At 49.0% G+C, this 26501-nt stretch carries 13 protein-coding genes, 3 rRNA genes and 3 pseudogenes; 14 read left to right on the forward strand and 5 right to left on the reverse strand.

What is annotated here, in order from left to right:
• Positions 1–5 precede the first annotated feature (5 nt).
• A pseudogene (locus M493_RS06505) lies at positions 6–2237 on the forward strand (type I restriction endonuclease subunit R); the annotation flags it as partial.
• A gap of 129 nt (positions 2238–2366) precedes the next feature.
• Here the strand turns inward: M493_RS06505 and M493_RS06510 are convergent.
• Positions 2367–4028 carry an IS1634 family transposase gene (locus tag M493_RS06510; RefSeq protein ID WP_020959017.1) on the reverse strand — a complete coding sequence of 554 codons (1662 nt, stop codon included), beginning with the start codon at positions 4026–4028 and terminating at the stop codon, positions 2367–2369.
• Positions 4029–4173: 145 nt separating this feature from the next.
• Here M493_RS06510 and M493_RS06515 point away from each other — a divergent pair, with 145 nt between their 5' ends.
• The 7 genes and pseudogenes from M493_RS06515 (at position 4174) to M493_RS06545 (ending at position 11203) form a co-directional block, all read left to right on the forward strand.
• Positions 4174–5679 carry a hypothetical protein gene (locus M493_RS06515; RefSeq protein ID WP_020959507.1) on the forward strand — a complete coding sequence of 502 codons (1506 nt, stop codon included), beginning with the start codon at positions 4174–4176 and terminating at the stop codon, positions 5677–5679.
• Complete coding sequence (locus M493_RS06520; protein WP_235183451.1) at positions 5654–7333, forward strand: UvrD-helicase domain-containing protein; 1680 nt, start codon at positions 5654–5656, stop codon at positions 7331–7333. The genes M493_RS06515 and M493_RS06520 overlap by 26 nt, the downstream gene beginning before the upstream one ends.
• Positions 7334–7346: 13 nt before the next feature.
• Positions 7347–7550, forward strand: a pseudogene (locus M493_RS18835) (YdbC family protein); the annotation flags it as partial.
• A gap of 698 nt (positions 7551–8248) precedes the next feature.
• On the forward strand, positions 8249–8812 hold the full coding sequence (locus M493_RS06530; protein WP_020959510.1) for an NYN domain-containing protein: 564 nt from the start codon (positions 8249–8251) through the stop codon (positions 8810–8812).
• Positions 8813–8880: 68 nt separating this feature from the next.
• A pseudogene (locus M493_RS06535) lies at positions 8881–9274 on the forward strand (hypothetical protein).
• Between the two features lie 252 nt (positions 9275–9526).
• Entirely contained in the window at positions 9527–10045 is a 519-nt protein-coding gene (locus M493_RS06540; protein ID WP_020959511.1) for a hypothetical protein, read from the forward strand.
• A 168-nt stretch (positions 10046–10213) separates the two neighbouring features.
• Complete coding sequence (locus M493_RS06545) at positions 10214–11203, forward strand: restriction endonuclease (RefSeq protein WP_020959512.1); 990 nt, start codon at positions 10214–10216, stop codon at positions 11201–11203.
• Positions 11204–11274: 71 nt separating this feature from the next.
• On the opposite strand, the gene M493_RS06550 is transcribed toward M493_RS06545, so the two are convergent.
• A complete protein-coding gene (locus M493_RS06550; RefSeq protein WP_020959513.1) occupies positions 11275–12579 on the reverse strand; it encodes an acetamidase/formamidase family protein in 1305 nt (434 codons plus the stop codon).
• Between the two features lie 604 nt (positions 12580–13183).
• Here M493_RS06550 and M493_RS06555 point away from each other — a divergent pair.
• The 6 genes from M493_RS06555 to M493_RS06585 all read left to right on the forward strand — a co-directional run bounded on the left by M493_RS06555 (position 13184) and on the right by M493_RS06585 (position 22683).
• Positions 13184–14032: a hypothetical protein gene (locus M493_RS06555; RefSeq protein WP_020959515.1), complete on the forward strand. Its 849-nt coding sequence runs from the start codon at positions 13184–13186 to the stop codon at positions 14030–14032.
• Positions 14033–14768: 736 nt separating this feature from the next.
• Positions 14769–16326: ribosomal RNA gene (locus M493_RS06560) — 16S ribosomal RNA — on the forward strand.
• Between the two features lie 390 nt (positions 16327–16716).
• Positions 16717–19644, forward strand: a 23S ribosomal RNA gene (locus tag M493_RS06570).
• Between the two features lie 99 nt (positions 19645–19743).
• Positions 19744–19860, forward strand: a 5S ribosomal RNA gene (gene rrf / locus M493_RS06575).
• Together the 16S, 23S and 5S rRNA genes form the textbook arrangement of a ribosomal RNA operon.
• 455 nt (positions 19861–20315) lie before the next feature.
• Positions 20316–21821, forward strand: coding sequence for a malate:quinone oxidoreductase (locus M493_RS06580; protein ID WP_020959517.1), 1506 nt, complete (start codon positions 20316–20318; stop codon positions 21819–21821).
• Between the two features lie 310 nt (positions 21822–22131).
• Positions 22132–22683 carry a YpiB family protein gene (locus tag M493_RS06585; protein WP_020959518.1) on the forward strand — a complete coding sequence of 184 codons (552 nt, stop codon included), beginning with the start codon at positions 22132–22134 and terminating at the stop codon, positions 22681–22683.
• 104 nt (positions 22684–22787) lie between these two features.
• Here M493_RS06585 and M493_RS06590 read toward each other — a convergent pair whose 3' ends face one another.
• The 3 genes from M493_RS06590 to M493_RS06600 all read right to left on the reverse strand — a co-directional run bounded on the left by M493_RS06590 (position 22788) and on the right by M493_RS06600 (position 26327).
• A complete protein-coding gene (locus M493_RS06590) occupies positions 22788–23909 on the reverse strand; it encodes an NAD(P)/FAD-dependent oxidoreductase (RefSeq protein ID WP_020959519.1) in 1122 nt (373 codons plus the stop codon).
• Positions 23910–24015: 106 nt separating this feature from the next.
• Complete coding sequence (gene speD / locus M493_RS06595) at positions 24016–24810, reverse strand: adenosylmethionine decarboxylase (protein ID WP_020959520.1); 795 nt, start codon at positions 24808–24810, stop codon at positions 24016–24018.
• A gap of 380 nt (positions 24811–25190) precedes the next feature.
• Positions 25191–26327, reverse strand: a complete 1137-nt coding sequence (locus M493_RS06600) for an IS110 family transposase (RefSeq protein WP_020959521.1) — start codon at positions 26325–26327, stop codon at positions 25191–25193.
• Between the last annotated feature and the right edge of the window lie 174 nt (positions 26328–26501).

Consider the following 26501-nt stretch of genomic DNA (forward strand, 5'->3'; position numbering starts at 1 on the left):
GCAGCATGGCAACGAGACCTCTAGGTGAAACGGAATTTGAAGAAACGACGATCGAGCGTTTAAAGCGGTTAGGCTATGACTATCTTCATGCGCAAGAATTGTTTCAGCGTGGAGAGCGTAACAGTCTTCATGAAGTAGTTCTTTATGGTCGGTTGGAAGCCTTCTTAAAGAAGGCTTATCCGGCCATACCTGAACATGAAATAAAAAGACTTGCTCAAGTACTAACAGCGCCAGATGAAGTAAAACTGATTAACCGGAATATGCATTTCCACAAAATGTTGACGAAAGGACTTGAGTTCTCTTATGAGGTAAACGACGAAACGTACACGCCTCACGTTTTCCCGATCGATTGGGAACATCCAGAGAACAATGACTTTTTAGTAGTCAATCAATTATCGATTGAAGGGCGAATGTCCCGTAGACCAGATATCGTTATATATATTAACGGTTTACCACTGATTGTATTTGAGTTAAAAAATCCGAACAACGAGCAAGCGACTGTTTATGATGCATATACCCAAATTCAAAACTATACGTATGATATCTCGCAATTATTTAACTACAACGCTTTTGTTGTCATTTCCGATAACGTAGAAACAAAGCATGGAATGCCGTTTGCTGATTACGATTTCTTTGCTTCATGGAAATCGATTGATGGGCGAAATGTCGATAACAACCGCGCCAATACGATGCGCACGCTGATTGAAGGATTATTCCCGAAAGATCGTCTACTAAATTATATTCGTAATTTCATTGTCTTTTTGGAGGAAGGTAGTAAAATTACCAAAGTTGGTGCGAAATATCATCAGTTTTTTGGCGTGAACTTTGCGGTGAATGAAGCGATACGTGCGACTCGGCCTGATGGAGATCGGAAAATCGGTGTTATGTATCATACAACGGGTTCCGGTAAATCGCTAAGCATGTTATTTTTCGTAGGAATTTTGTCTCGGCATCCGGAAATGGAAAATCCATCAATTGTCATTCAAGTGGACCGTAATGACTTAGACGAACAGTTGCATGATACGTTTGTGCAAGGGAAATCATACATCGGCCATGTGCATCACGCGGAAAATACCGAACAGTTGCGGACATTACTGAGAGGGGAAGCGGGACAAATTATTTTCTCCACTATTGAAAAATTCCGTAAAAAAGAAGGAGAAACCCGACACCCTGTTTTATCGGAAAGACGAAACATTGTGGTGATTGCCGATGAAGCACATCGCACCCAAGCCGGTTTTGCGGGCGGATTTGCCGCTCAGTTGCGTTATGCTTTGCCGAACGCTTCCTATATTGGATTTACGGGAACCCCGGTCGATTTTGTTGATAACAATACAGAAGAAATTTTCGGACATATTATCCACCGCTACGATATGGCTCAGGCGGTCGAAGACAAAGCGACATTGCCCATTTACTATGAGAGCCGTCTAATTCCGCTTGATTTATCCGCTGGGGACATTGATGAAAAATACAGAAAAATTATCGAAGAAGCAGGGGGAGACGATGAAGAGTCAGAGAGCTATAAAAGAAAATGGGCCGCTCTGGAAAAAGTCGTCGGTACTCCAAAACGGCTCCGTCGTTTAGCCAAAGATATCGTATCACATTTTAACCAAGTCGCCAATCCATTTCAAAAAGCGATGATTGTCTGCATGAGCCGACGCATTGCGGTGGATTTGTATAACTATCTAAGAGAAATTCCGGAATGCCCTCCTGTTGAAGTGATTATGACAGGGGATGTATCAAAGGATCCGAAAGAGTGGCGCGAAGTCCAGCCGGGAAGCAAATATGCGCATATTAAATCGAAAAAAGAGCAAGAAGAAGTGAAAGCCAAACTTCGTGACCCAGAAGACCCTTTGAAATTTGTCATTGTCGTCGATATGTGGCTGACAGGAATGGACGCCAAACCGCTTTCTTATCTTTATATCGATAAGCCGATGAAGGGACATAACCTGATGCAAGCCATTGCCCGTGTAAACCGCGTGTTTCCGGGAAAAGAAGGCGGTGTCGTCGTTGATTATATTGGCATCGCCACTTCCCTGAAAGAAGCAACTCATAAATATACGCAAAGCGGCGGCACGGGAAGTCCTACTTATGATATTTCCGAGGCCGTTAACATCTTCATGGATCATCTAGAGGCAGTAAGGGGATTTATTCCAAGCAAGATTGATATGCAAAACTGGCGGGCAAAACCAAAGATAGAGCGCGAGGACTTCATTGCAGATCTTGTTAACATTCTTTTAACTCACATTTCGCACCCTAGCAGGGGAGAAAGAAAGGATTTTTTATTTCGTTTTTCAGAATAACGTTTCGACCAACACGACTAGCGATGGCAATCCTTTTTTTACCATCGCTAGTCGTTCCATATGACGTTACACGTAAATGCTCTCATCCATGCCCAATCCCTGCAGAATCCTTCGCTGATCAGGGGTGAGCGGTTTCCCTAGCCTGCGTTGGATTTGCCCATCCGGCAACTCCAACAGGACGACTCTGACATACCAAAACAATTGAAAAATCGCTTGTCCGGTCGGACGGGTCAGCTTGCGGCCTCCGGCGCCCTTTAATGGGCGTTCGGGTGTGATGAACTGACGCACCCGGCGCTGGAAGACGCGATAAATGGCCAAGGCCAGCAGAAACAAATAGCCCAACACCGCCACTCGTTCCGGTTTTTTGACGTAAATTTCGTCCGTAAAGAACGGATCTTTTAGGAAGGAGAAGTTCATTTCCACCGAGATCTGCCCTTTATACAGCTTCAAGATCTCTTGGGCATCCATGGGTTGGCCCTTCCATTCCTTTGGAACAGTCGTGACGAGGACAAACCGGGACGCTTTCCGTCTCGCCTGCTCCCACGCGTCTTGGTTGAATTCCACGCTCAGCCGAAGGGTGTACAGCGTCTCCATTTCCGGTTCCGCCCCTTTTTTCGGCCGTCCACGCCGTTTTTTCGGGCGCACGATCTCTTCGACGACGGCCTCCACTCGATGGAACCGGGGACGAAGGGATGCCTTCAAGGAGGCCAAGGCTTGTTCGGCGTCTTCCCGACAAGAGAAAGGATGACGCTCCCAACGGGCTTGTTCCTCGCGAAGAAGCTCCGCTTCTTTGGTTCGTTCTGTTTCGAGCGTCTTTCCTTTTCGCTGGTCGAGCGCACTCGATTCGACGACGATCAGTCGTACGGGCTGGCCTTCATATGTCGAGGCCGTTTCCCATACCCGGTACGTGGCGCCGTTTTTCTCGGCCAGCGCAAAGGGGGCGCTCCACGCCGAATCGGGTTGGGCATCCGCCTCCGAAAGCGCCGTTTTGACAATCCGGAGCGACGACGGCCCTCTCGTGATCAAAAAGGCGTTGGCGGCTTTCGTTTGCGCCAGCGTGTCCTTCGTCATCGCAGCGGAATCTGCCACGTAAATCCATTCGTCTTCGATCTTCGCTTCCCTCAGCTGCTCATGGACTCGCGACAACACCTCGGGATTCCACGTTTTGTCCGGCACGTTGCCGTCGTGCACGTCGCCGTAAAACGGAATGCCGTCCTCGTTGCCGATCAGGCCGAATCCGATCTGCTTTTGCCAGCGATGATGGCGGTTATAGCCATAGGTGATGTGCAACCCATCCGACGAATCGGATTCATACGCACCGTAAACCGTCTTGTCCGTCGTATCCGCGTGAAAGACACGGAGAGGGAGGCCTTCTTTCTTGTAGATTTGTACCAGGCAAGACGAAAGGACTTGATGGATATTGGCCTCATACAGCCGGTCCAAATGGCGAGCAATGGCATCGTCGTTGAACCAAGACGGATCCAATCCTGGCCGGATCAGCTTGGGCAAGTCGATGTCATGCGCCCACCGTTCCAAATGAACGAGGGCTTGCCGGCCGCTCAAGATATCCAAGAGAAGCAGCCCGACCACATCACTGGCTCGGGTTTGGCATTGAGGATCCACCGGAACCAGCCGGTCAATCAGCTGAGGGAGGCCAAGATCTTTGAAAATGGTACTTATTATATTCAAATAGGAACTTTCATAAATCGCCCGAATTCGAACGTCCATGATGGAAAAACTCCTTTGCATTCCTTGTGTGTCAAGGACCTATTCGACACCGGGATGAAAAAATCCTCCCGATTTTGGTCGAGAGGGTGCGAAATGTGAGTTCTTAACGTATGACGATTACGTCAATATGATGACGTCAGGGTGGGTGCAGTCCGGACATGTAAACGGTACGCAAGCATTGACGTTGCTGATTGATTTGCGCAGTTATATGGACGGCGTGAAAAGTTTTCAAGATATCATGGAACGCCTGCAAGCGCTTGTTGATCTTCAGGAAGTCAGCCGCGTATTTGATGAAACTGCGAAGGAGCAGGCGGGGCGTCACCAGTTGAAGAGTTATTTAAGCAACCCGTTTCGCTGTTTTCCGTATGTGCATCAGTCTAGATACGAAATTACTGTCAAGCAGTTGGTCGAATGCACGAAAGATTTAGCTCGAAAAGTGAACCGTCTGCTATTGGGGGAAAGGGAAAAGAGAAATGTCAGGGTGTATATTGAAGAACTGAACGACATCTATGTGGCTGTAAGCGGCCAATGGGAGTCTAGTGCTAAACAAAAGATGGAAAAGTTATTTTCCGTTTCGATTCCTGCCGACTGGGAGTTTACGATGGAAGAGTTATACCAGTTTCTTACATTGCACTTAGGTACAGAGGAAGATGAGGAAGACAATGATCAAGACAGTCCACAAATTGTAAACATTGACCAGTTGGTTGGAAAAACGTTGATTGCACATAACATTCACGTAACAGGCTTATCGTTGCAAACGTTTCCTTGGAAACAGTCTGAAATGCCACACTTGTTGATGCATAGTTGGTTGAAAGAATGTATTCGCCGTTCATTTGTTGCTGCGAATCGAATCATGCGGATGAATGCGCTTGTAGTTGATTATTACTCACGGGATGTTACGAGAGATACTGCGCTATATTCCATTTATCATCTTTTGGCGTATGGCAAGGGACAAATTACTTTTAGTTATATTAAAGATTTGTACGAGCATGACGGACCAAGCATTTATTTCGCTATCTTACAGGAATTGTATGGACAAACGGAAGAAGTTGCAGAGGAGCAACCCGAAGAGTGGAAATGGGAAGAAGAGACCGTTGTCAAAGAGGAGATACCGAAAGAACCGTTACAGGCTATTCCCGATTTGCTATGGCTGGACAGCGATTTTTGCCAGCGAAAATTCTTTTTCAATGCGTTTGTTGAACATCATCCGATTTATGAAAACGATTTCCATCAGCAGCAAGCTTTTGCGATCATCGGCAAACTTCTTGCTGAACAAGGGGATGGAGAAGCGCTGGTGCGGGAGACCATATTCCCTTTATTTCCGCAATGGACAAACGCGCACAAGCAAAACTTGTTGGATACAACCTATGCCTCCAGCCTAAGAACGTATAAATCATATCAAAATATTTATTATCCAAAGGCGATGAAACGGCTTCAACGCTTGGGAAGCAAATATATGGTCACAAAAAATTGGAAAGCAAAATATCAATATGACCATGACACCTTTCGGATTGATGAGCATATAAAGGAATTTCTTGCAAGTGTTCAAATAAAGGAAATCGAAGCAAGAAGCGGACAACATTGCCGCATGTGCCCATTCCTGCACGTTTGTAAGGACGGTGAGTATGTCATCGATGCAAACGACAACTGATCTCCGTAAGAAACGTCTAGACTTTGCCAGACGATCGGCGCGAGCTTGGCAAAATTATTTTGATGCCCATGGCCTGTTGGCTAATATTACGCTAAGCCCTGAACAAATTTCCGTTGTCCAGCAAGATGAAGATCAAATGTTGATCAACGGTTCGGCGGGCACCGGCAAAAGCCTGACATTAATTTATAAGTTGCTAAAAGTCATGGAACAGGAAAATGAACCGAAGCGCATTTTATATTGTTCATTTAATACGACGCTTATTGAAGATGCAAGAAAACGAATCGAGCAGTCGAGCAAGTTTCACGAGATCAAGGATAAACATACCTTGCATATGGAAACTTTTCACTATATGGCGGCAAGGATTTTAAGGGAAATTGGTTTTCCAAACGCAGAATTTTTGCGGATCAACCTTGAAAACTTGCGGCGCTATGAGGACGCCATTACGCGCCGTACGATAGCGCTTGTAGATACGTTTATGGAAAGCGAAAAATATAAAAAGCTGCCGCTGGAACAAAAACTTTACAAAACGCATGCAGGTACATTTTTAATGGATGAAATTCTTTGGATGAAAGCGAACGGTTTTGTCACAGAAGAATTGTATTATGATTGTGAACGGGCGGGAAGGGGAAACATCCCGCGATTAACCAAAGAGCAGCGCCGAACGGTTTTCTATTTGTATAAGGAATATGAAAAAATGTTAAAAAAACAGTTCCACGATCATTTAGATTTAGAAGATTATGCTTTGTTGCTGTTGAAACATTTTGAGGATATTCCGGATTCATTGAAGTACGACTATATTTTTGTTGATGAAGTTCAGGATTTGCAAGCGATGCAATTAAAAGCACTGGTCAGATTAACCAAAAAATCAATTGTTGTCTCCGGCGACCCGAAGCAACGTATTTACAAACGAAGCCCGTTCTCTTATCGGGATTTAGGGTTGCACATCGAGGGGAGGAAAACGAGAAACTTGCGAACAAACTACCGATCAACAAAACAAATCATGAAACTGGCAAGCAGTTTGGAGTTCATTGATGAAGAAAACGACCGTTTGGATGATCAACGTTTTGTGAGAGAAGGAAAAAAACCGTCGATCTACTTTTTCTCGGGCTCGAAAGAACTGAGTTGTCATCTAGTAAACCAAGTAAAAGTGATTCAGAAAAACGACCCGGATGCGACAATCGCTGTTATCCACCGTCATGATGGAGACAAATATGCAATTAGTCAATGTCCGGTTCTTATGGAATTAAAGAAATACTTTGATGTCATCACCACATCCCAATATGGAAGAAGATTTGATTTGAACAAACAAAAAAAGCCGATCTTCTTTACGGATGCATATAGCGTCAAAGGGCTTGAGTTTGATTATGTATTTTTGATTCATTTTGACCGTGATCATTATCCGAGTAAAAAGAGGATTGAAGAGTTGGATAAACGAGCCGGTGACAATAAAAATAGTGACGGCTACAAGGCGGATTTTGAAGCTATACTCAATGACGAAAAGAAAGTTCTTTATGTTGCAATCACTAGGGCGAAAAAAGAAGTGCAGTTAATGTATACTGGCCGCAGCTTTAGAAGTATTTGTCCTTTTGTAAGAAATTTCCGCAAAGAAGATTACGATGCCTTTGGCTTTGATTCAAGTATATATTCCAAGTAAGGGAGCGGTTTGTTTGGCAACGATTCAGTTTGAAATCAAAAAACGAATTGCGACATTGTCTAGTTCGCCCAAAGGATGGAATAAGGAACTAAATCTTGTGAGTTGGAACGGATATCCCCCGAAGTATGATATACGGGATTGGGATGTCTCACATGCGAAAATGGGAAAAGGAGTTACCCTTTCAGAAGCGGAAGCGAAGGAGTTATATTACGCATTAAAACAGCTGTTTGAGGAAAATTCATTTAAAAACTCCAACGTGCAAAATGAGGATTGGCGGAAACGAATCGATGAATGGACGGAGAACACTCCGTTATTTATTCAGCAACTCAAGAATGTGCTAATATTCATGAACGAAAAAGGGTACTCTGTCGAGAAGCAAAGACAATTACTAACAGGGATACAATCGGCACCATCTGAAGAAGCGTTGCAATACGAAATAGAAAGCATTAGCAGCATTTATCCTTCATTCCATAGGGAGTTTATTAGCCTGGTTCGAAAGTTAGAGTCGGAGGAACTGGAACGGTTGTTTTTATATATTTGTCATCGCTAGTTTTGGCTGGAAAAGTCATCTCATCGATCGGATGGCGCGGTTGGAAACCCAAAGACATGTGTTCAACCAAAAAAACAGTTGCTGAAAAAGGCAAATGAAGTGTCCAGCGAGACCAAGACGACATCGAGAGCAAGTCAAACATCACAAAAACGTTGCCTATGCCTCGGAAATCTAACAGCTTCTCGGGGCGAACCGGTTCGACGCGAATGATCTGTTCGTCTCAACTGGGGGATTTACATGCACCGTTTTTCCAATTATAATGATATTTAGAATAACCGCTGCCGTTCGGATGGATGGCAGGTCAAGAGAGAGGGGCGGCATCGCCGCTCCTTTTGTATTCATTGCCATGGACGGGAGGGAATGCGTTGTATTCGCGAATTGCCTTATTTATTGATGGTGGATATCTCGACCATGTGTTGAAATGGCATGGAAAAGCCAAAATCGATTACAGCAAGCTTGCTCAACAAATGGCTCAAGGCCATCTGCTTTTACGAACGTACTACTACCATTGCCTTCCCCATCAATCATCCTATCCATCTCTAGAGGAAAAAGACTATTTCTCCCATGCACAACGTTTTTTCAAAAGACTAAACCGGCTTGGTAGTTTTACCGTCCGGGAGGGAAAGCTAGCATTTCGTGGCATTGATGAGCGTGGGTTTCCAGTGTTTGAGCAAAAAAGGATCGATGTGATGCTAGCAACCGATTTGGTTATGCATAGTACGAAGAAATTAATCACTCATGCGGCATTGTTGACGGGGGACAGTGATTTTTTGCCCGCGTTGCAAATCGCACAATCAGAAGGAGTGTATATCACCCTTTATTATTCCGACGGAAATGATGAGATTCGGCCACACGACGAACTGCTAGATCTTGTCGATGACAGGAAAGTAATTGATGCGGAATTTCTCCACAGCATTCGACGGGAATGAGAAGGCGATTGTGTACAAACTGTTATTTCCGAAGGGCGTGTTTTTGATTTCAGCCGCCTATTTGAGAAATGCCACTGCAACTCCAAAATGAAAAGCTCCTCGCCTATTTGAACGACAACGCCATCCCGAGCGAAAAATCGCCGTTTGACCATATCATTTACGATTCCGGAGTGGAAGAGCGGTTCGCGAAACGGTTTGAAAACGATGAAAACGTGAAAGTGTACGTCAAACTGCCGAACTGGTTCAAAATCGACACCCCAATCGGTTCCTACAATCCCGACTGGGCGCTCGTCATCGAAAAGGATGGCCTTCGTCCGCGAAACGAAAGGACGGGAATGGGAGGGAGAACTGCGGCCCGGTGAAGCGGCGAAAATTTCATTCGCCTGCAAGCACTTCCAAGCCATCGGCACGGACGTAGAATTCATCGGACCGGAGAATGATGTCGAACGGTTTATATTGTAGTCTTAAGCCGTTAAAGGTGGGGACAAAGCAGAAGCCGAGCGGGCTTCTGTTTTGTTTCATTAGTATCTTTACGTATTTGACCGCAAACTGTCTTGGACAACAAATCTATCAGATATAGAAAGGGAGAGCGGCGCCGTACCGCTCTTTTTGTATTTTTTGACGGTCGACAAAGTTCGACGGAAATGTTTTACAAAAGTTGATACAATCAAATCAACGGAATCTTTTTATCTACGACAAAGGGAGGGGGCACGGGTGGCAACGATTCGCAAAGCGGATTATTACTACGGAGCGCTTCTTTCCGCTCTGGTCAACGGCGGGTTGGCGCCGGCGCTCTTTGAAAAGGAAGATGACAATCGCCAGATTTATGAAGTCACGACGAATAAAGCGAGCTATATCATGTACACGAAATACAACACGAATCCATCGGGATCGAAAGATTTCACTTGGTCGTTTGTATTCAGCGACCATGAGATTGCCGAAATTAACAAGATTGATCTCGAACACAGCAAGGAAAAAGAAATCGTGTTTGTATTTATCTGCGCACAGAAACAGCCGAGCGATTCCAATCAAGTGATTGCCATCGTCCGTTGGAATGAGTTTCTCGAGTGTGTCGACCTGCAAAGACAACAAGTTCGGGGAACTCCACGACTTTCCATAAAAGCGGTGAAAGGCTCTCCCAAGCTTCGCCTCTACGGCAGCAAGCGCGCCGATGTATTGGATGGGAAAGATCATACGATCAAAATTGAACGAAATCGACTAAACAGTTTGTAATTAGGTGAAGAACACCGATGGATGGGCTAGGTTATCTGATTTGTTCGTTTTGGCTTAAACGCATTGCCTACAGTGGGAGCCATAGGCTCATTGTTTCAGCTCCTGTTTTTAGAAGAGTGATTGTTTCACTGGTGGAGCGATTTCTTTTTGCCAAAAGGAGGAACCCGGATGTCAAAATGGTGGATGATCCGCGCGGGCGACCGCAATGAACTCATTCCGCTTTGGTTGGAGAAGGGGATCGCATCGATCGGCTGGGCGAGGCTGGGCAATCCGAAGAACGTTCAGTCGAAAGAACAGTTGCAGCGAAAGGCTGATGAAGTATTTGCCGAGGCAAAACCAAAATCGAGAACGAGTTGGGTTAACCAAGTATGGCGTTTTGCCTATGAAATCAAAAAAGGCGATCGTGTGATCACATATTCGAAGGAGAAAAGGGAGTACATTGTTGGAACGGTGACAGAAGAACATCGTTACGATCCCGCCATCGGGTATTCCTATTATCCGAACATCATCCGTGTAAAATGGGAAAATGCCACAGTTTCAAGGGATTCGTTGTCACAAGGAGCGAAGAACAGTTTGGGTTCGACGCTAACGGTTTTTCGAGTTGACGAATGGGGGGATGAAATCGAGCAGCGTTTAAACAGTCAACCATTCTCAAAACCTCAGGATGAAACTGAAGAGGGGGAAACGGAAGAAATCGTCGAAGACCTTGTCGGAAAAGCGTTGATGATGATCCAAGACAAAGTGGACAAGCTCGACCCGTGGCAAATGCAAGATTTAGTGGCGGGCTTGCTTCAGGCGATGGGGTATAACGTGCAAGTGAGTCCGAAAGGCCCTGACGGTGGGGTCGATGTGTTGGCCTATAAGGATGCATTTGGATTTGAAAAACCAATTATTAAGGTGCAAGTGAAGCATCGTAAAAGTGCCGCTTCTGCCCCTGAAATCCAGCAGCTTCTCGGGGCCAATCCGATTGATGCCAATTGTTTGTTCGTCTCAACAGGGGGCTTTACTTCCCAAGCAGAAGCGGTGGCCAAACATAACTCAGTCAAATTAATTGATTTGGAAGAGCTGGTCAACTTCATTGTTCAGTGGTACGAACATATGCCAAACGATGCGCGAGCACTGTTGCCGCTGCAAAAAATGTATGTGCCCGAATCTTGACAAACATATGGCTTCATCCCCGCTTTGCGAGTGCGAGAGGATGAAGCCCTTTGGCGATGATCGATATGTTCTTAGTCCAAAACGTTGCGATATTGATCGTACACCAGCGAGGTCAAGCTAATCTTGTCTAAATAACGAACTGGGCACAGGAAAGTGACGGTGACCACTCCAGGATGTCGGCCGATTTCGATAGCGCCGGTAATCGTGGCGCGGTTCATCACTTCAGGAACAGAGATGCCTAACGTTTTCGCTGCGCGCTTCAGCCCGTTTTCTGTTGCCTCGTTTAAGTTGGCTCCCGTCCCGACAAAGGAAATTGGCAATGATTCCTCCAACTTGCTTACGCCCCATGATTGTGCCAAATCAAGGGCGATCTCTTTTTCTTTTTTTGTCAATGGCTTTGCCAAGTAGGGGAGGTCCTCAGCAACAGGAAGAAGAATCGGTCCGTCAATGGCCAATCCTTTAATTACTTTCACTTGAAGGGTGACGATGCCAGATACGTCGGTCGTATGTCCAGCAATTTCCCCGTCGCCCTGCATGGCATGCATATCACCGAGATAAACGCCTCCGCCCCGCACTTTCACAGGGCAGATCAACACGGCGCCTTCGCGTACACGGTTAATGTCCATATGTCCGTCCGTGCGATCTTCCAGCTGTTCTTTCGCAATCCCGTACTCATGTGGAGCGTTGATCAAAAATTGGCCAAAGTCGCCAGCGTTATGTGAATCCGGCAACGGGCGCGCTGGGGTGGTGCCGAGTTGCCCAAGAAACGGTCGGAGCCTGGCCACCGTTCCAACCAAGTCATGGGGGGCAAATGTAACGATTGGGTTTTGGACGGAGTTGTCGGGTGTTGCCATATAGTATCGCCCTTGTTGGGCAATGTGCTCCGCCGCTTCTTTATGCACAGTTACCCCGATTTGTCGGTTTGGATCAAACGCCATTGTATAGCCGTTCGTAAATACAAATGGGGTCACGTCCGCGCCACAATTTGCACATCGAATGGCCCCGGGTCCGATCCCTTCGATTTTCGTTTCCGGGTACATTGTTCCACACTGTGGGCATTTGACAGCCACGAATGGATCGCCGACAAACCGCCCTTCTATGGGCTTATCATTTCCTGAGGATGTAGCGATAGAAGTGACACGAATTGACTTGATCTTAATTGCAATAGCATCTCCGACTTCAGCACCTTCCACAAAAACGGGCTTCGTCACCTCATGGCCACCGCGGATGCAAGGGGTGATCATCGGTCCCCAGCAGCCAGGAGTCGTGTTGGCGACAATGTATCCCCCATCTTGCACGGGACCAAGCATGTTTTCATTAGGGTCCAAGATGCCGTTAGTAAACTCACTGATAAACACCGTTTGTTTTGCTTCCATGGCGTTCCCCTCTTTACTTTTAGATTTTAGGATTGGCTGCATAGGAACTTTGGAGCGCTGACACCGAACCTTCACCAGGTGATGTCTAACTACATTTTAGGAAATTCAGTAGAGTATTGTCAAAATAATTGTTTGTATATTTATTATATTTCCTAAATTAAAAATATTTTGTAATTTAATCCTCGCAATGTATAATAATTTTAGAAGGGAGGCAACGAAATGAGAAATAGCATAGAAAAGAAATTAAGAGAAAAAGGGATTAAGTGTTCGGGACAGGAATTGATGATGCTTGAGCATAAATCATCGGCCCAGCTTTTGGAGAGGGAGCGATATTAAACGTGGCTGATGTGTTTGAAACATTGCATCCTGAGCTGAAACAGCTGCCCGCTATCCTGGGGAAGCCAGCCAATGATTTGTGATAAATAAGGAAAAAGAGTTAGAGTGTCGATGATTTATCAGCCTTGCTATTGGATATAGAAAGAGAGCGGCACCGTACCGCTCTTTTTGTATTTTTGTCGGTCGACAAAGTTTGACGGCGATGTTTGGAGAAAGTTGATACAATCAAAATAACGAAATCTTTTGATTTGCCTATGGGGGATGAACATTGGAAGTCGTAACTTCTACCTTCTATTCGATTGTTTCCGAACGAAGTCGGATTCAGCTGATGGATGCAGATTGGAGCGATCGGTACGGGTGGTTGGCTGTGCAGAAACATCATAACCGGGTGGAGTGTGTGGCAAATGGAGTTGTTCTCCATCCAGACGTGACTGTTCGGGTTCCCATCATTCGCTGGGTCGGCAGCGAGCGCTTTTTGCTGGCTGATGCAAGAAGTGACGGAATCCGCCATAATGTGTTTTTGGTAGATTTATATGGAAAGGTGCAACATTCATTTTGCGGCGGCGACGGGATTGAAGACATAGCGGTTGGAAGAGAAGGAATATGGATCGGCTACTTTGATGAAGGGGTTTTTGGCAAAGGAATTTCTGCGGAAGGATTGGTTTTGTTTCGATTGGATGGATCACCAATATTTAACTATCATTCCCATCTAACGGATCGCCCCATGATCATCGACTGCTATGCGATTTGCAAGGGGAGGTCCTCGACATTATGGCTTTTTCCTTATAGCGATTTTTCGCTGATTCATTTGGACCCCTGCACAAAAGCAATGAAACGATATGAAGTGCCTGAATCGTTGCGCGGATCGACAGCTCTATGTGTCAGGGGAAACTATGCGTATTTTTGCAACAGCTATCATGCAAAGGAGGAACTGTACAGCTGGGATATCGGAAAAGGGGAACTGGAGAAAATTGGACGAATCCATGGGGCGGTTAGGGGACTAGGGCCGAAGGAAACAGGCCACTTTATAAGCATCGACGGTGATTCAGCGAGTGTGCATACGATCCTGAATCCAATGGAATACGAATATTCGGTGTCACATTTCGCACTCTATTGATCAAAGGCGAGAGGATGTTTTTGTTCCGATGTCGAATGAATCTTTGGCGCGCGAGGGAAGTATAGAAGGTTGTACCTTATGGGGGTTCGCATTCGCTGAAATCTTTGTCTTCCGCAGTTGATTGAGCGGCTGATTCCGGTAAACTTCCAATGCCGACCTCGTGCCAGTGATGGCGTTCAGTTGCTCACAAAGCCCTTTGCCCCCTCTTGGTAAGGTGTGAAATGTGACGTTTAAGTGAGGGATTAGATTCGTTCAAGGACGGATGTCAGAAAACAACGTATATATAATGGAAGAAAAAACAACGTATATATAATGGAAGAATGCAGTTTGGTTTTGGTTGAAATTGGATGACAAACAACTGTTGACTTCGGATGATGACAGTAGTATTATATAAATCGTCGCTTCGGTGATAGACAAGAAGCGGCCTAAAACAACAGAGTGCGTTCAACAAAGAACGAAAACACAAAAGTTAAAAATTGTTTGTTGACAAAAGATGATTTTTTGATATAATTAAATTCGTTTGGTTGTTCAAGGTGATAATTAAAAAACTTGACAACCATTGAATGAAATGATATATTAATAAAGTTATTGAATTGCAAACGCGAGTGGATTCAGAGAAGCTGAATTCCTCAGTACAAGGCTATGGAAAGCAGTTGATTGTTCCTTGAAAACTGAACGAAACGAAGCGCGTGCGCCATGACCATTGGTTTTGGCGCTGAACAAGCCAATCAACTTTCTTTTGGAGAGTTTGATCCTGGCTCAGGACGAACGCTGGCGGCGTGCCTAATACATGCAAGTCGAGCGGACCGGATCAGGGCTTGCCTTGATTCGGTCAGCGGCGGACGGGTGAGTAACACGTGGGCAACCTGCCCGCAAGACCGGGATAACTCCGGGAAACCGGAGCTAATACCGGATAACACCGAAGACCGCATGGTCTTCGGTTGAAAGGCGGCCTTTGGCTGTCACTTGCGGATGGGCCCGCGGCGCATTAGCTAGTTGGTGAGGTAACGGCTCACCAAGGCGACGATGCGTAGCCGGCCTGAGAGGGTGACCGGCCACACTGGGACTGAGACACGGCCCAGACTCCTACGGGAGGCAGCAGTAGGGAATCTTCCGCAATGGACGAAAGTCTGACGGAGCGACGCCGCGTGAGCGAAGAAGGCCTTCGGATCGTAAAGCTCTGTTGTGAGGGACGAAGGAGCGCCGTTTGAACAAGGCGGCGCGGTGACGGTACCTCACGAGAAAGCCCCGGCTAACTACGTGCCAGCAGCCGCGGTAATACGTAGGGGGCGAGCGTTGTCCGGAATTATTGGGCGTAAAGCGCGCGCAGGCGGTCCTTTAAGTCTGATGTGAAAGCCCACGGCTCAACCGTGGAGGGTCATTGGAAACTGGGGGACTTGAGTGCAGGAGAGGGGAGCGGAATTCCACGTGTAGCGGTGAAATGCGTAGAGATGTGGAGGAACACCAGTGGCGAAGGCGGCTCTCTGGCCTGTAACTGACGCTGAGGCGCGAAAGCGTGGGGAGCAAACAGGATTAGATACCCTGGTAGTCCACGCCGTAAACGATGAGTGCTAAGTGTTAGAGGGGTCACACCCTTTAGTGCTGCAGCTAACGCGATAAGCACTCCGCCTGGGGAGTACGGCCGCAAGGCTGAAACTCAAAGGAATTGACGGGGGCCCGCACAAGCGGTGGAGCATGTGGTTTAATTCGAAGCAACGCGAAGAACCTTACCAGGTCTTGACATCCCCTGACAACCCAAGAGATTGGGCGTTCCCCCTTCGGGGGGGCAGGGTGACAGGTGGTGCATGGTTGTCGTCAGCTCGTGTCGTGAGATGTTGGGTTAAGTCCCGCAACGAGCGCAACCCTTGCCTCTAGTTGCCAGCATTCAGGTGGGCACTCTAGAGGGACTGCCGGCTAAAAGTCGGAGGAAGGTGGGGATGACGTCAAATCATCATGCCCCTTATGACCTGGGCTACACACGTGCTACAATGGGCGGTACAAAGGGCTGCGAACCCGTGAGGGGGAGCGAATCCCAAAAAGCCGCTCTCAGTTCGGATTGCAGGCTGCAACTCGCCTGCATGAAGCCGGAATCGCTAGTAATCGCGGATCAGCATGCCGCGGTGAATACGTTCCCGGGCCTTGTACACACCGCCCGTCACACCACGAGAGCTTGCAACACCCGAAGTCGGTGAGGTAACCCGCAAGGGAGCCAGCCGCCGAAGGTGGGGCAAGTGATTGGGGTGAAGTCGTAACAAGGTAGCCGTACCGGAAGGTGCGGCTGGATCACCTCCTTTCTAAGGATGAAGAAAAGCGGAGGCCGTAATGGCCAACTGTCGATACATCGCGTTTTCGTTTCGTTCAGTTTTGAGGGAATGAAAAATTCCTTCACGTGTTTTGCGCCTGCGTCTTCTAGCAGATTCAGGGAAGATGGATTCCTCGGCGCAAAGCTGCAAGGAAGCAGACTCAAAGCAGTCGCTTCGTTCAGTTTTGAAGGAATGAAAAATTCCTTCCTATCGTTCTTTGAAAACTAGATAACCGGAAAAGCGGAGGCGCCGCGATCGGCTCTTGAAGCCAAATGTTCTTCACCCGTAGGGGTGCTTGCACCCCGAGGGGGAAGGTTATTTGGCAGAAAAGAGCCAGGCGCCGACGCTAGACAGTTTAGGAAGAAGCCGAGAAGCGCTGTAGGTTAAGCTAGAAAGGGCGCACGGTGGATGCCTTGGCACTAGGAGCCGATGAAGGACGGGGCAAACGCCGAAACGCTCCGGGGAGCTGTAAGCAAGCGTCGATCCGGAGATGTCCGAATGGGGGAACCCCCTGCCTGTAATGGGGCAGGATCCATGCCTGAATCCATAGGGCATGGAGGGCACACCCGGGGAACTGAAACATCTTAGTACCCGGAGGAGAAGAAAGCAAACGCGATTCCCTGAGTAGCGGCGAGCGAAACGGGAACAGCCCAAACCAAGAGGCGTGCCTCTTGGGGTTGTAGGACCGCCCAGATGGGAGTGAGAAAGGAACGGGGTAGACGAACCGGTCTGGAACGGCCGGCCAGAGAAGGTGACAGCCCTGTAGTCGAAACTTCGTTCCCTCCCGGGCGGCTCCTGAGTACGGCGGGACACGGGAAATCCCGTCGGAAGCAGGGAGGACCATCTCCCAAGGCTAAATACTCCCTAGTGACCGATAGTGCACCAGTACCGTGAGGGAAAGGTGAAAAGCACCCCGGAAGGGGAGTGAAAGAGAACCTGAAACCGTGTGCCTACAAGTAGTCAGAGCCCGTTAAAGGGTGATGGCGTGCCTTTTGTAGAATGAACCGGCGAGTGACGATGGCGTGCGAGGTTAAGCCGAACAGGCGGAGCCGCAGCGAAAGCGAGTCTGAACAGGGCGTATGAGTACGTCGTCGTCGACCCGAAACCAGGTGATCTACCCATGTCCAGGGTGAAGGCCGGGTAACACCGGCTGGAGGCCCGAACCCACGCACGTTGAAAAGTGCGGGGATGAGGTGTGGGTAGGGGTGAAATGCCAATCGAACTTGGAGATAGCTGGTTCTCCCCGAAATAGCTTTAGGGCTAGCCTCAAGGTGAGAGTCTTGGAGGTAGAGCACTGATTGGGCTAGGGGCCCTCATCGGGTTACCGAACCCAGTCAAACTCCGAATGCCAATGACTTATCCTTGGGAGTCAGACTGCGAGTGATAAGATCCGTGGTCAAGAGGGAAACAGCCCAGATCGCCAGCTAAGGCCCCGAAGTGCACGTTCAGTGGAAAAGGATGTGGAGTTGCCCAGACAACCAGGATGTTGGCTTAGAAGCAGCCACCATTTAAAGAGTGCGTAATAGCTCACTGGTCGAGTGACTCTGCGCCGAAAATGTACCGGGGCTAAACGTGCCGCCGAAGCTGCGGGATGACCGTTGGTCATCGGTAGGGGAGCGTTCTAAGGGCACAGAAGCCAGACCGGAAGGACTGGTGGAGCGCTTAGAAGTGAGAATGCCGGTATGAGTAGCGAAAACAGAGGTGAGAATCCTCTGCGCCGAAAGCCTAAGGGTTCCTGAGGAAGGTTCGTCCGCTCAGGGTTAGTCGGGACCTAAGCCGAGGCCGAAAGGCGTAGGTGATGGACAACAGGTGGAGATTCCTGTACCACCTCCTTCCCGTTTGAGCAATGGGGGGACGCAGGAGGATAGGGCGAGCAGGCGGTTGGAAGAGCCTGTCCAAGCCGCAAGGCTGATCCGTAGGCAAATCCGCGGATCAAAAAGGCCAAGCGGTGACGGCGACGGAGTCATCCGGAAGTCCCCGATTTCACACTGCCAAGAAAAGCCTCTAGCGAGGGAAGAGGTGCCCGTACCGCAAACCGACACAGGTAGGCGAGGAGAGAATCCTAAGGCGCGCGGGAGAACTCTCGTTAAGGAACTCGGCAAAATGACCCCGTAACTTCGGGAGAAGGGGTGCTCGTTTGGGTGAAGAGCCCGAACGAGCCGCAGTGAAAAGGCCCAAGCGACTGTTTATCAAAAACACAGGTCTCTGCGAAGCCGAAAGGCGACGTATAGGGGCTGACACCTGCCCGGTGCTGGAAGGTTAAGGGGAGCGCTTAGCGCAAGCGAAGGTGCGAACCGAAGCCCCAGTAAACGGCGGCCGTAACTATAACGGTCCTAAGGTAGCGAAATTCCTTGTCGGGTAAGTTCCGACCCGCACGAAAGGTGTAACGACTTGGGCACTGTCTCAACGAGAGACCCGGTGAAATTATATTACCTGTGAAGATGCAGGTTACCCGCGACAGGACGGAAAGACCCCGTGGAGCTTTACTGCAGCCTGATATGGAATTTTGGTATCGCTTGTACAGGATAGGTGGGAGCCAGAGAAGCCGGAGCGCCAGCTTCGGTGGAGGCGGCGGTGGGATACCACCCTGGCGGTATTGAAATTCTAACCCGCACCCCTTATCGGGGTGGGAGACAGTGTCAGGTGGGCAGTTTGACTGGGGCGGTCGCCTCCCAAAAGGTAACGGAGGCGCCCAAAGGTTCCCTCAGAATGGTTGGAAATCATTCGGAGAGTGCAAAGGCACAAGGGAGCTTGACTGCGAGACGGACAGGTCGAGCAGGGACGAAAGTCGGGCTTAGTGATCCGGTGGTTCCGCATGGAAGGGCCATCGCTCAACGGATAAAAGCTACCCCGGGGATAACAGGCTGATCTCCCCCAAGAGTCCACATCGACGGGGAGGTTTGGCACCTCGATGTCGGCTCATCGCATCCTGGGGCTGTAGTCGGTCCCAAGGGTTGGGCTGTTCGCCCATTAAAGCGGTACGCGAGCTGGGTTCAGAACGTCGTGAGACAGTTCGGTCCCTATCCGTCGTGGGCGCAGGAAATTTGCGAGGAGCTGTCCTTAGTACGAGAGGACCGGGATGGACGCACCGCTGGTGTACCAGTTGTCCCGCCAGGGGCACCGCTGGGTAGCTATGTGCGGACGGGATAAGCGCTGAAAGCATCTAAGCGTGAAGCCCCCCTCAAGATGAGATTTCCCATCGCGTGAAGCGAGTAAGATCCCTCGAAGATGACGAGGTCGATAGGTCCGAGGTGGAAGCGTGGCGACACGTGCAGCTGACGGATACTAATCGATCGAGGGCTTAACCAAAATGCGGCTTCTTCCCACAACGGTTATCTAGTTTTGAAGGAATGAAAAAATCCTTGACAATAAACCAAATTTCCTTATAATAAAACTTGTCCATTATTGCCTAGTGGTGATAGCGGAGGGGAAACACCCGTTCCCATCCCGAACACGGAAGTTAAGCCCTCCAGCGCCGATGGTAGTTGGGGCCAGCGCCCCTGCAAGAGTAGGTCGCTGCTAGGCAAAGAACAAGCAGCCAGTTGTGCGCAATGCATAATTGGCTGCTTTTGTTTTTATTGATCAAAATTCCGTGTGTACATTGCCGTCCGTCCTATGCAGTCGTATGAGTTAAAATTTCCAAGTTTGATGACATCTTATGAGAAGGCGGTGCATGCCCATCCCTAAAGTTCAAAATTTCTTCATTTTTTCTCCACAGATGGTGGCGAAATATTCAACTATTTTGTAAAATTAAATTATGTAGGTGAGCGTGGGTTTCCACTATTGATACCATAATTGTGGAGCAAAATACTTTATTATATGAGTATATTTTTTACGGTGCAAATAAAAGTGATATACTATAAGTGAAATGTGTTATAATAATTCTTGTCATCTCCCCCAAGTGGAGAAGGGGAGTGTTGAAATCGTTTCGAGCGGTCGCTCACCGTTTTTACAAATATTAGAGGATAGGGATGGTAAACATGGGCAACAGACAAACTAAAACGGATGTCATCTTAATCGGCGCCGGCATGATGAGTGCGACGTTGGGAACGCTTTTGAAGGAGTTGGCGCCGGAGTGGGACATTACCGTATTTGAAAGGCTCGGGGAGGCCGGGGCTGAGAGCTCCAATGAGTGGAACAACGCCGGGACCGGGCATGCGGCACTTTGTGAATTGAACTACACAGTGGAAAAGCCGGATGGGTCGATCGATATCAGCAAGGCGATCAAAATTAATGAACAGTTTTACGTCTCCTTGCAGTTTTGGGCTCATTTAGTGAACAGCGGAGTGCTCAAGGATCCAAAAGACTTCATCCGCCCGTTGCCGCATATGAGCTTTGTGCAAGGGGAAGCGAATGTGGCGTTTTTGAAAAAGCGGTATGAAACGATGGCCGACAACCCATTGTTCAAAGGGATGGAATTCTCCGACAACCCGAGAAAGCTGGCTGAATGGGTGCCGCTCATCATGGAAGGGCGGGTTGTGGACGAGCCGATCGCGGCCACCCGAATCGAATCGGGGACGGACGTCAATTTTGGGGAATTAACGCGCCAACTGTTTGCACATTTAAAACGGAAGAATGTGGAAATCCACTACCGCCACCACGTCGAAGATATGAAGCGCACAAGCGATGGCGCGTGGGAGCTGAAAGTGCGGAATTTGGACACGGGGGCTGTGGAGCGTCATGCGGCTCAGTTCGTCTTCATCGGCGCTGGAGGGGGAAGCCTGCACTTGTTGCAAAAATCCGGCATCCCAGAAGGGAAGGGGATCGGTGGATTCCCGGTCAGCGGGTTGTTTATGGTGTGCAACAACCCCGAGGTCGTCGAGCAACACCATGCGAAAGTGTACGGCAAAGCGAAAGTCGGGGCGCCGCCGATGTCGGTTCCGCATTTGGACACGCGGTTTATCAACAATCAAAAAATGTTGCTGTTTGGGCCGTTTGCCGGTTTTTCGCCGAAGTTTTTGAAAAATGGGTCCATGCTCGATTTGTTTACATCGATCAAACCGCACAACCTTTTGACGATGTTGGCGGCAGGCGCGAAAAATATGGCGCTCACCAATTACTTGATTCAGCAAGTGATGTTATCGAAAGAACAGCGCATGGAAGAGCTGCGTGAGTTTGTTCCGACGGCGAAAAGCGAGGAATGGGATGTTATCGTTGCCGGCCAGCGTGTGCAAGTGATCAAAGATACGGAGGCGGGCGGAAAAGGAACGTTGCAATTTGGCACGGAAGTCGTCCATGCGGCCGACGGCTCGGTTGCGGCGTTGCTCGGCGCTTCACCAGGTGCGTCGACGGCGGTTCACGTCATGCTCGAAGTGATTGCGAAGTGTTTCCCGGAGCGGATGAAAGAGTGGGAGCCGAAAGTGAAAGACATGATCCCTTCCTACGGCGCATCGCTTATGAAAAACGAGTCGCTTTTGCACGACATCCAACGTTCGACGGCAGAGGCGCTCGGTTTAAGAGAAGGGTTGGTTTTGCAGCTTGCCTAAACCAAGGCGGTTTTGCCGTTTAGGCGGCTCGGACGGACGATGAGTGGCAGCTGCCCACAACAGAGGGCAGCTTTTTTGTCATCACCGCGTAAGTCCGCGCTGTTAGATGGGGGCCCCTTTTTGCCGCATCTATTTCCCGGCCTTTTTGTCAGGCACGCCCGCCGCTGCACGGTGAAGGAAAATCGACTATACTGAAGGGGAACGGACAAAATGTTTCGCCTAGCATCATGTTAAAGTGGAAGAAAGAGCAGGCTCGGCGGCTTTGGAGCCGCCCGGGGCGATGAATCAGTGACGCGAAGGGGGTGGCGCGGTGCGGTGGGTGTCATATTTGGAAAAACGCAATTTTTTAACGTCTTTTTTGCAGCAGTACCGTTTAAAGCATCCGGACGCCCGGTTTGTATTGAACTATTTGCTTCAGCATCCCCACCTGTTGGAACACGTTCATTTTACGGAACATGAACGAAAGCAGGCGCGGTGGCTCGCCATTTCTGCGGTGATGGCGGAGGAAGAAGGGCTCGTGTTTTATCGGCATGGCCAAAAAAGCACGAGCTTGGCTACCATTATGGGTGATTTGGCGCTGCATCCGAACGAGCCGCTTTATTTGACGCTCCATTTTCCAGGGAAGGCGAGACATTTTGCTTATCTTCGGCTCGTTGATCAGCGGGCGTTTGAAAACGTCAGGCGGCACGAGCGCCATGAGAAAATGGCGAAGGCGGCTGAGCAAGTGTTGGATGAGGCGCTCAAGCGCCATGAACTGTCGGTGTTGAAAATGCAAATTGACCAGGCGCTTGACCGAAAAGATATGGCATTGTTTCAACAGCTGACGGAACAGTTGAAAAAATATGAAGGACAAAACGGCTAAGCGGCTGCGGGCTTGCATGGGGCAAGAGCCGCAGCCGGGTTGGCGCCGACCGCTGAACGCGGCGGATGGGCGTCAGGTTGCTGGTGTTTCACCGTGCGGCACCGTCAGGAAAGCGCGATGAGAGCCTCGGCGATGTTGTAGTCGAGCGGATCGAGTTCGGTCGGGCGGCCGAGCACGAGCTTGGCAAGCTCTGCGCCTAAATATGGCCCGGCGGTGAGTCCGGAAGAGCCGAGACCGTTGGCTGCGTAAAGGCCGGCAAAACCGGGAAGCGCCCCGAAGACAGGGAGAAATCCAGGAGTGCGCGGGCGAAACCCGACTCGTGTTTCCACGTAGGTGCACGCCGACAGCCCCGGCGCAACGGCGAGCGCTTTATCCAATATTTCGTGGATGCCGCCTGCGGTCGCGCGGACATCCATGCCCGCCTCATCTTCGTGAGTCGTCCCGACCACGATTCGGCCGCCAGGGAAGGCGAGCATATATTGATTGTTCGGCGGCATGACGACCGACCATCGGTCAGTCTCGCTTGTCAACCATTCGAGATGAACGATTTGCCCTTTTTGCGGCGTGACGGCAAATTTCACGCCCAGCGGCCCAAGCAGTTCGCCAGCCCATGCGCCGGCGGTCACGATGACGGCGTCCGCTTCGTAGTTTGCCCCGTCGATTTCGACGCCGATAATGCGTGAATCTCGGTGACGCAGCTGGGCGTTCCCGCGCATGTAGACAGCGCCAAGCTTTTGGGCGGCGTTGAGAAGGGCGGTGCGCAGCGCCCGGCCGTTGACGCGGGCCGCTCCGCTCACATAAACGGCGTGATACCCGTCAGCGAGCGGCGGAAACCATTCCTTTGTCTCCATCGGGCCAAGCCGCACGATTTCTCCCATTTCCGGCGCCTCTTTTCGCCGCTCAAGGGCGCGCGTTTCCAGTTGCTCGAGCTTCTGTTCGTCTGTATGCAGGCAAAGCGCCCCGACGCGCGCATAGCCGGTATTCGTTTCCCCGAGCGCTTGCAGTTCTTCTATGAGGGAGAGGTAAAACGTCGCCCCGCTTTTGGCTAACCGGTACCATTTTTTGTTCCGGCGCTGCGACAGCCAAGGGCAGACGATCCCTGCCGCCGCATCGGTCGCCTGCCCTTTGTCACCGCGGTCGACAATCATGACGGTTGCCCCTTCTTTAGCCAAATGGTAGGCAGCAGAGGCCCCTAAAATGCCGGCTCCGACGATGATGTACTTCATTCATGAACACCTTTTCCTTTTTTCTACTAGCATACCATACACGGCGCCAATCGGGAACTGATGTGGACCGGCCCGAAAGCCGGCAGGAATCAAAAAGACAATGGGGTCAAAAGGGGGCAGGCATATTTTTTCCGTAAAAGATTTCATCCATCTCCCTTCTCAGCTTGGTGGTTGTTTCGTTCGCCTCTTGTTCGCTTAAGTCCGCTTTTGCATAGCCAAACAAGTAGTTGTCCAAGTCAAACTGTTTTAACTTGCATTTTGTGTGAAAAATATTCTCTTGGTAAATGTTTACGTCGATCATATCGTACTTTTCGCGAATGTGCCCCGGGATATAATCTTGAATTGATGTAATGTCATGGTCGATAAATAGCTTGTATCCGTGAATGTCGCGTGTAAATCCGCGCACGCGGTAGTCGATAATCATAATGTCGGCGTCAAATGAATGAATCAAATAGTCGAGCGCTTTGAGCGGCGAAATTTCCCCGCACGTGACGACATCAATATCGGCGCGGAACGTGCTAATTCCGTCATTCGGATGGTATTCCGGGTATGTATGGACGGTGATATGGCTTTTGTCGAGCGACAGCACCACCGCTTCTGGCAAAGGGCCGTCATCTTCGGGCACCTCGACGACCGGCCCTTCGGAAACGAGCATCGTCACGCTCGCGCCCTGCGGAACGTAATCTTGTTTGGCGATGTTTAACACATGGGCGCCGATCATATCGGCGACACGTCTTAAAATATTCGTCAGCCGCTCGGCATTGTACACGTCGTCAATATATTCGATATACGCCTCCCGCTCCTTCGCCGTTTTCGTATAGCAAATATCGTACATATTGAAGCTGAGTGATTTCGTCAAGTTGTTGAACCCGTGCAGCTTGACGCGCGGTGTTTTGTTCATCGACGGGACCCATCCTTTCGTTTTTTCTTAATTTGTCCCGTTGCTGGCGAAGATAGTAATTTTTCATTTAACATCTTTCCGAAAGAAGTCTCCCACTTCTAAACGAAGTGAAAGTGGGAGATGAATTTCGGTTAGGTGTAGCCTAAGGTTGTCTCTTTTTTTCTGTGAAAATAATGAATCCATGAGCGGTTATTTTCATGCTTGGGTGGCGAGTAAAAGCTTACTCATGGATGTTTTCTGTGAAAATCCATAAAACCCGGTCAACTCTGTATATCCTGTGATCAGTTTGGATACACTACAAATGGCCAAAAAAGACAACAGGAAAGCAGAGGTGCCTTATTTTTAGGCATCTCGTATATTCTGTATTCATTTTGGCTATACTAACTTACTTGTGGTCCCCAAAACGGTTCTTTTCGGGAAAGCATGCAGTAAATGGTGACAAGCATTCGGTGCGCGATCGCAACGAGTGCTTTTTTCTTTCCCCGGCGAGCCGCCAATGACCAAAATTTCGCCGCCAACGGTTGATTCCTGCATCGGGATAACGCCCATGCCGCCTCGCATAACGCGGATTTAATATGAGGATTACCCTTTACCGTTCGTGTACTTTTGCGTTTTCCAGCGCTTTCGTGATTTCCCGGGGCCACCCCAGCCCAAGAAGCGAGGCGCTGCGGTGTCGGGAACTGTCCCATATCCACTCCGATTTCGGCGATGATGACGGCGGCGGTTTCCTTTTTCACTCCAGGAATCGTCATCAGAAGATCCACTTCCTGTTGATACGGTTGTAAGAGATGGTCGATGCGTTGGTCCATCTCCTGAATCAAGCTTTCCAAATACTCGATGTGCTTCCACGATTGGCGAATCATGAACAACTCATGTTCGGTTAATGTCCCAAAGAGCGATTCCTGAATTTGTTGCTTTTTCCCTTTCATTCTTCCGTGAAGGCAAGCGTCGATATCGGCTTCTTCGATGTACCCCTGTTCCATTAAACGGGTCAAGAGTTTTCGGCCCGATACTCCGAAGATGTCGGAAATCACCGTACCCAGCTTGATATTGGAACACTCCAATACTTTATGAATTCGGTTTTTTTCCGCAATCAATTGACCCACCCACTTTTTGCGTAAACGGGTCAAGTCCCGCAATTCTCGAATTGGCGCGGGTGGCACAAAACTCTTTTCAATCAGTCCATAACGCAATAATTTAGCGATCCATTCCGCATCGGATACATCCGTTTTTCTCCCTGGGACATTCTTGATTCGCTGAGCGTTGGCCAAGGTAATGTCAAAGTAGTCCTCTAAAATGTTAAAGACCGGTTTCCAGTAAACCCCCGTACTCTCCATCGCTAGATGAGTGATTTCTCGATCCTCGAGCCATTTCAGGAGGCGAAACAAGTCTTTGGTAAACGTCGAAAACGTTTCGATCTCCTTTTGAATGTGGTCTTCTTCTCCCCAAAGCGCACAAACGACAATCGTTTTGGCATGAACATCTAAACCTGCGCAACGATGATAAAGCACATCCATGATCCGGACTCCTTCCATTGATGAATTCGCAAACAGTGAGTCCACTTGTTCGTTGGGCATTTTTCTGTTCGTAGTCACCTTTTCCAAATGAAAAGGGCTTACAATGGGTGGAACACCAAATGGACTCAAACAGTTTTTTGTACAGGGTCGAACCACCATTAAAAAGCACGTCTT

The organism is Geobacillus genomosp. 3 (assembly GCF_000445995.2).
GTDB lineage: Bacteria > Bacillota > Bacilli > Bacillales > Anoxybacillaceae > Geobacillus.

Excerpts from the sequence above, each read along its gene's own strand:
- speD (WP_020959520.1), bottom strand. The coding sequence starts at position 24,810 with ATGAACAAAACACCGCGCGTCAAGCTGCACGGGTTCAACAACTTGACG.
- M493_RS06590 (WP_020959519.1), bottom strand. The coding sequence starts at position 23,909 with ATGAAGTACATCATCGTCGGAGCCGGCATTTTAGGGGCCTCTGCTGCC.
- M493_RS06545 (WP_020959512.1), top strand. The coding sequence starts at position 10,214 with ATGTCAAAATGGTGGATGATCCGCGCGGGCGACCGCAATGAACTCATT.
- M493_RS06580 (WP_020959517.1), top strand. The coding sequence starts at position 20,316 with ATGGGCAACAGACAAACTAAAACGGATGTCATCTTAATCGGCGCCGGC.
- M493_RS06520 (WP_235183451.1), top strand. The coding sequence starts at position 5,654 with ATGTCATCGATGCAAACGACAACTGATCTCCGTAAGAAACGTCTAGAC.
- M493_RS06600 (WP_020959521.1), bottom strand. The coding sequence starts at position 26,327 with ATGGATGTGCTTTATCATCGTTGCGCAGGTTTAGATGTTCATGCCAAA.
- M493_RS06550 (WP_020959513.1), bottom strand. The coding sequence starts at position 12,579 with ATGGAAGCAAAACAAACGGTGTTTATCAGTGAGTTTACTAACGGCATC.
- M493_RS06510 (WP_020959017.1), bottom strand. The coding sequence starts at position 4,028 with ATGGACGTTCGAATTCGGGCGATTTATGAAAGTTCCTATTTGAATATA.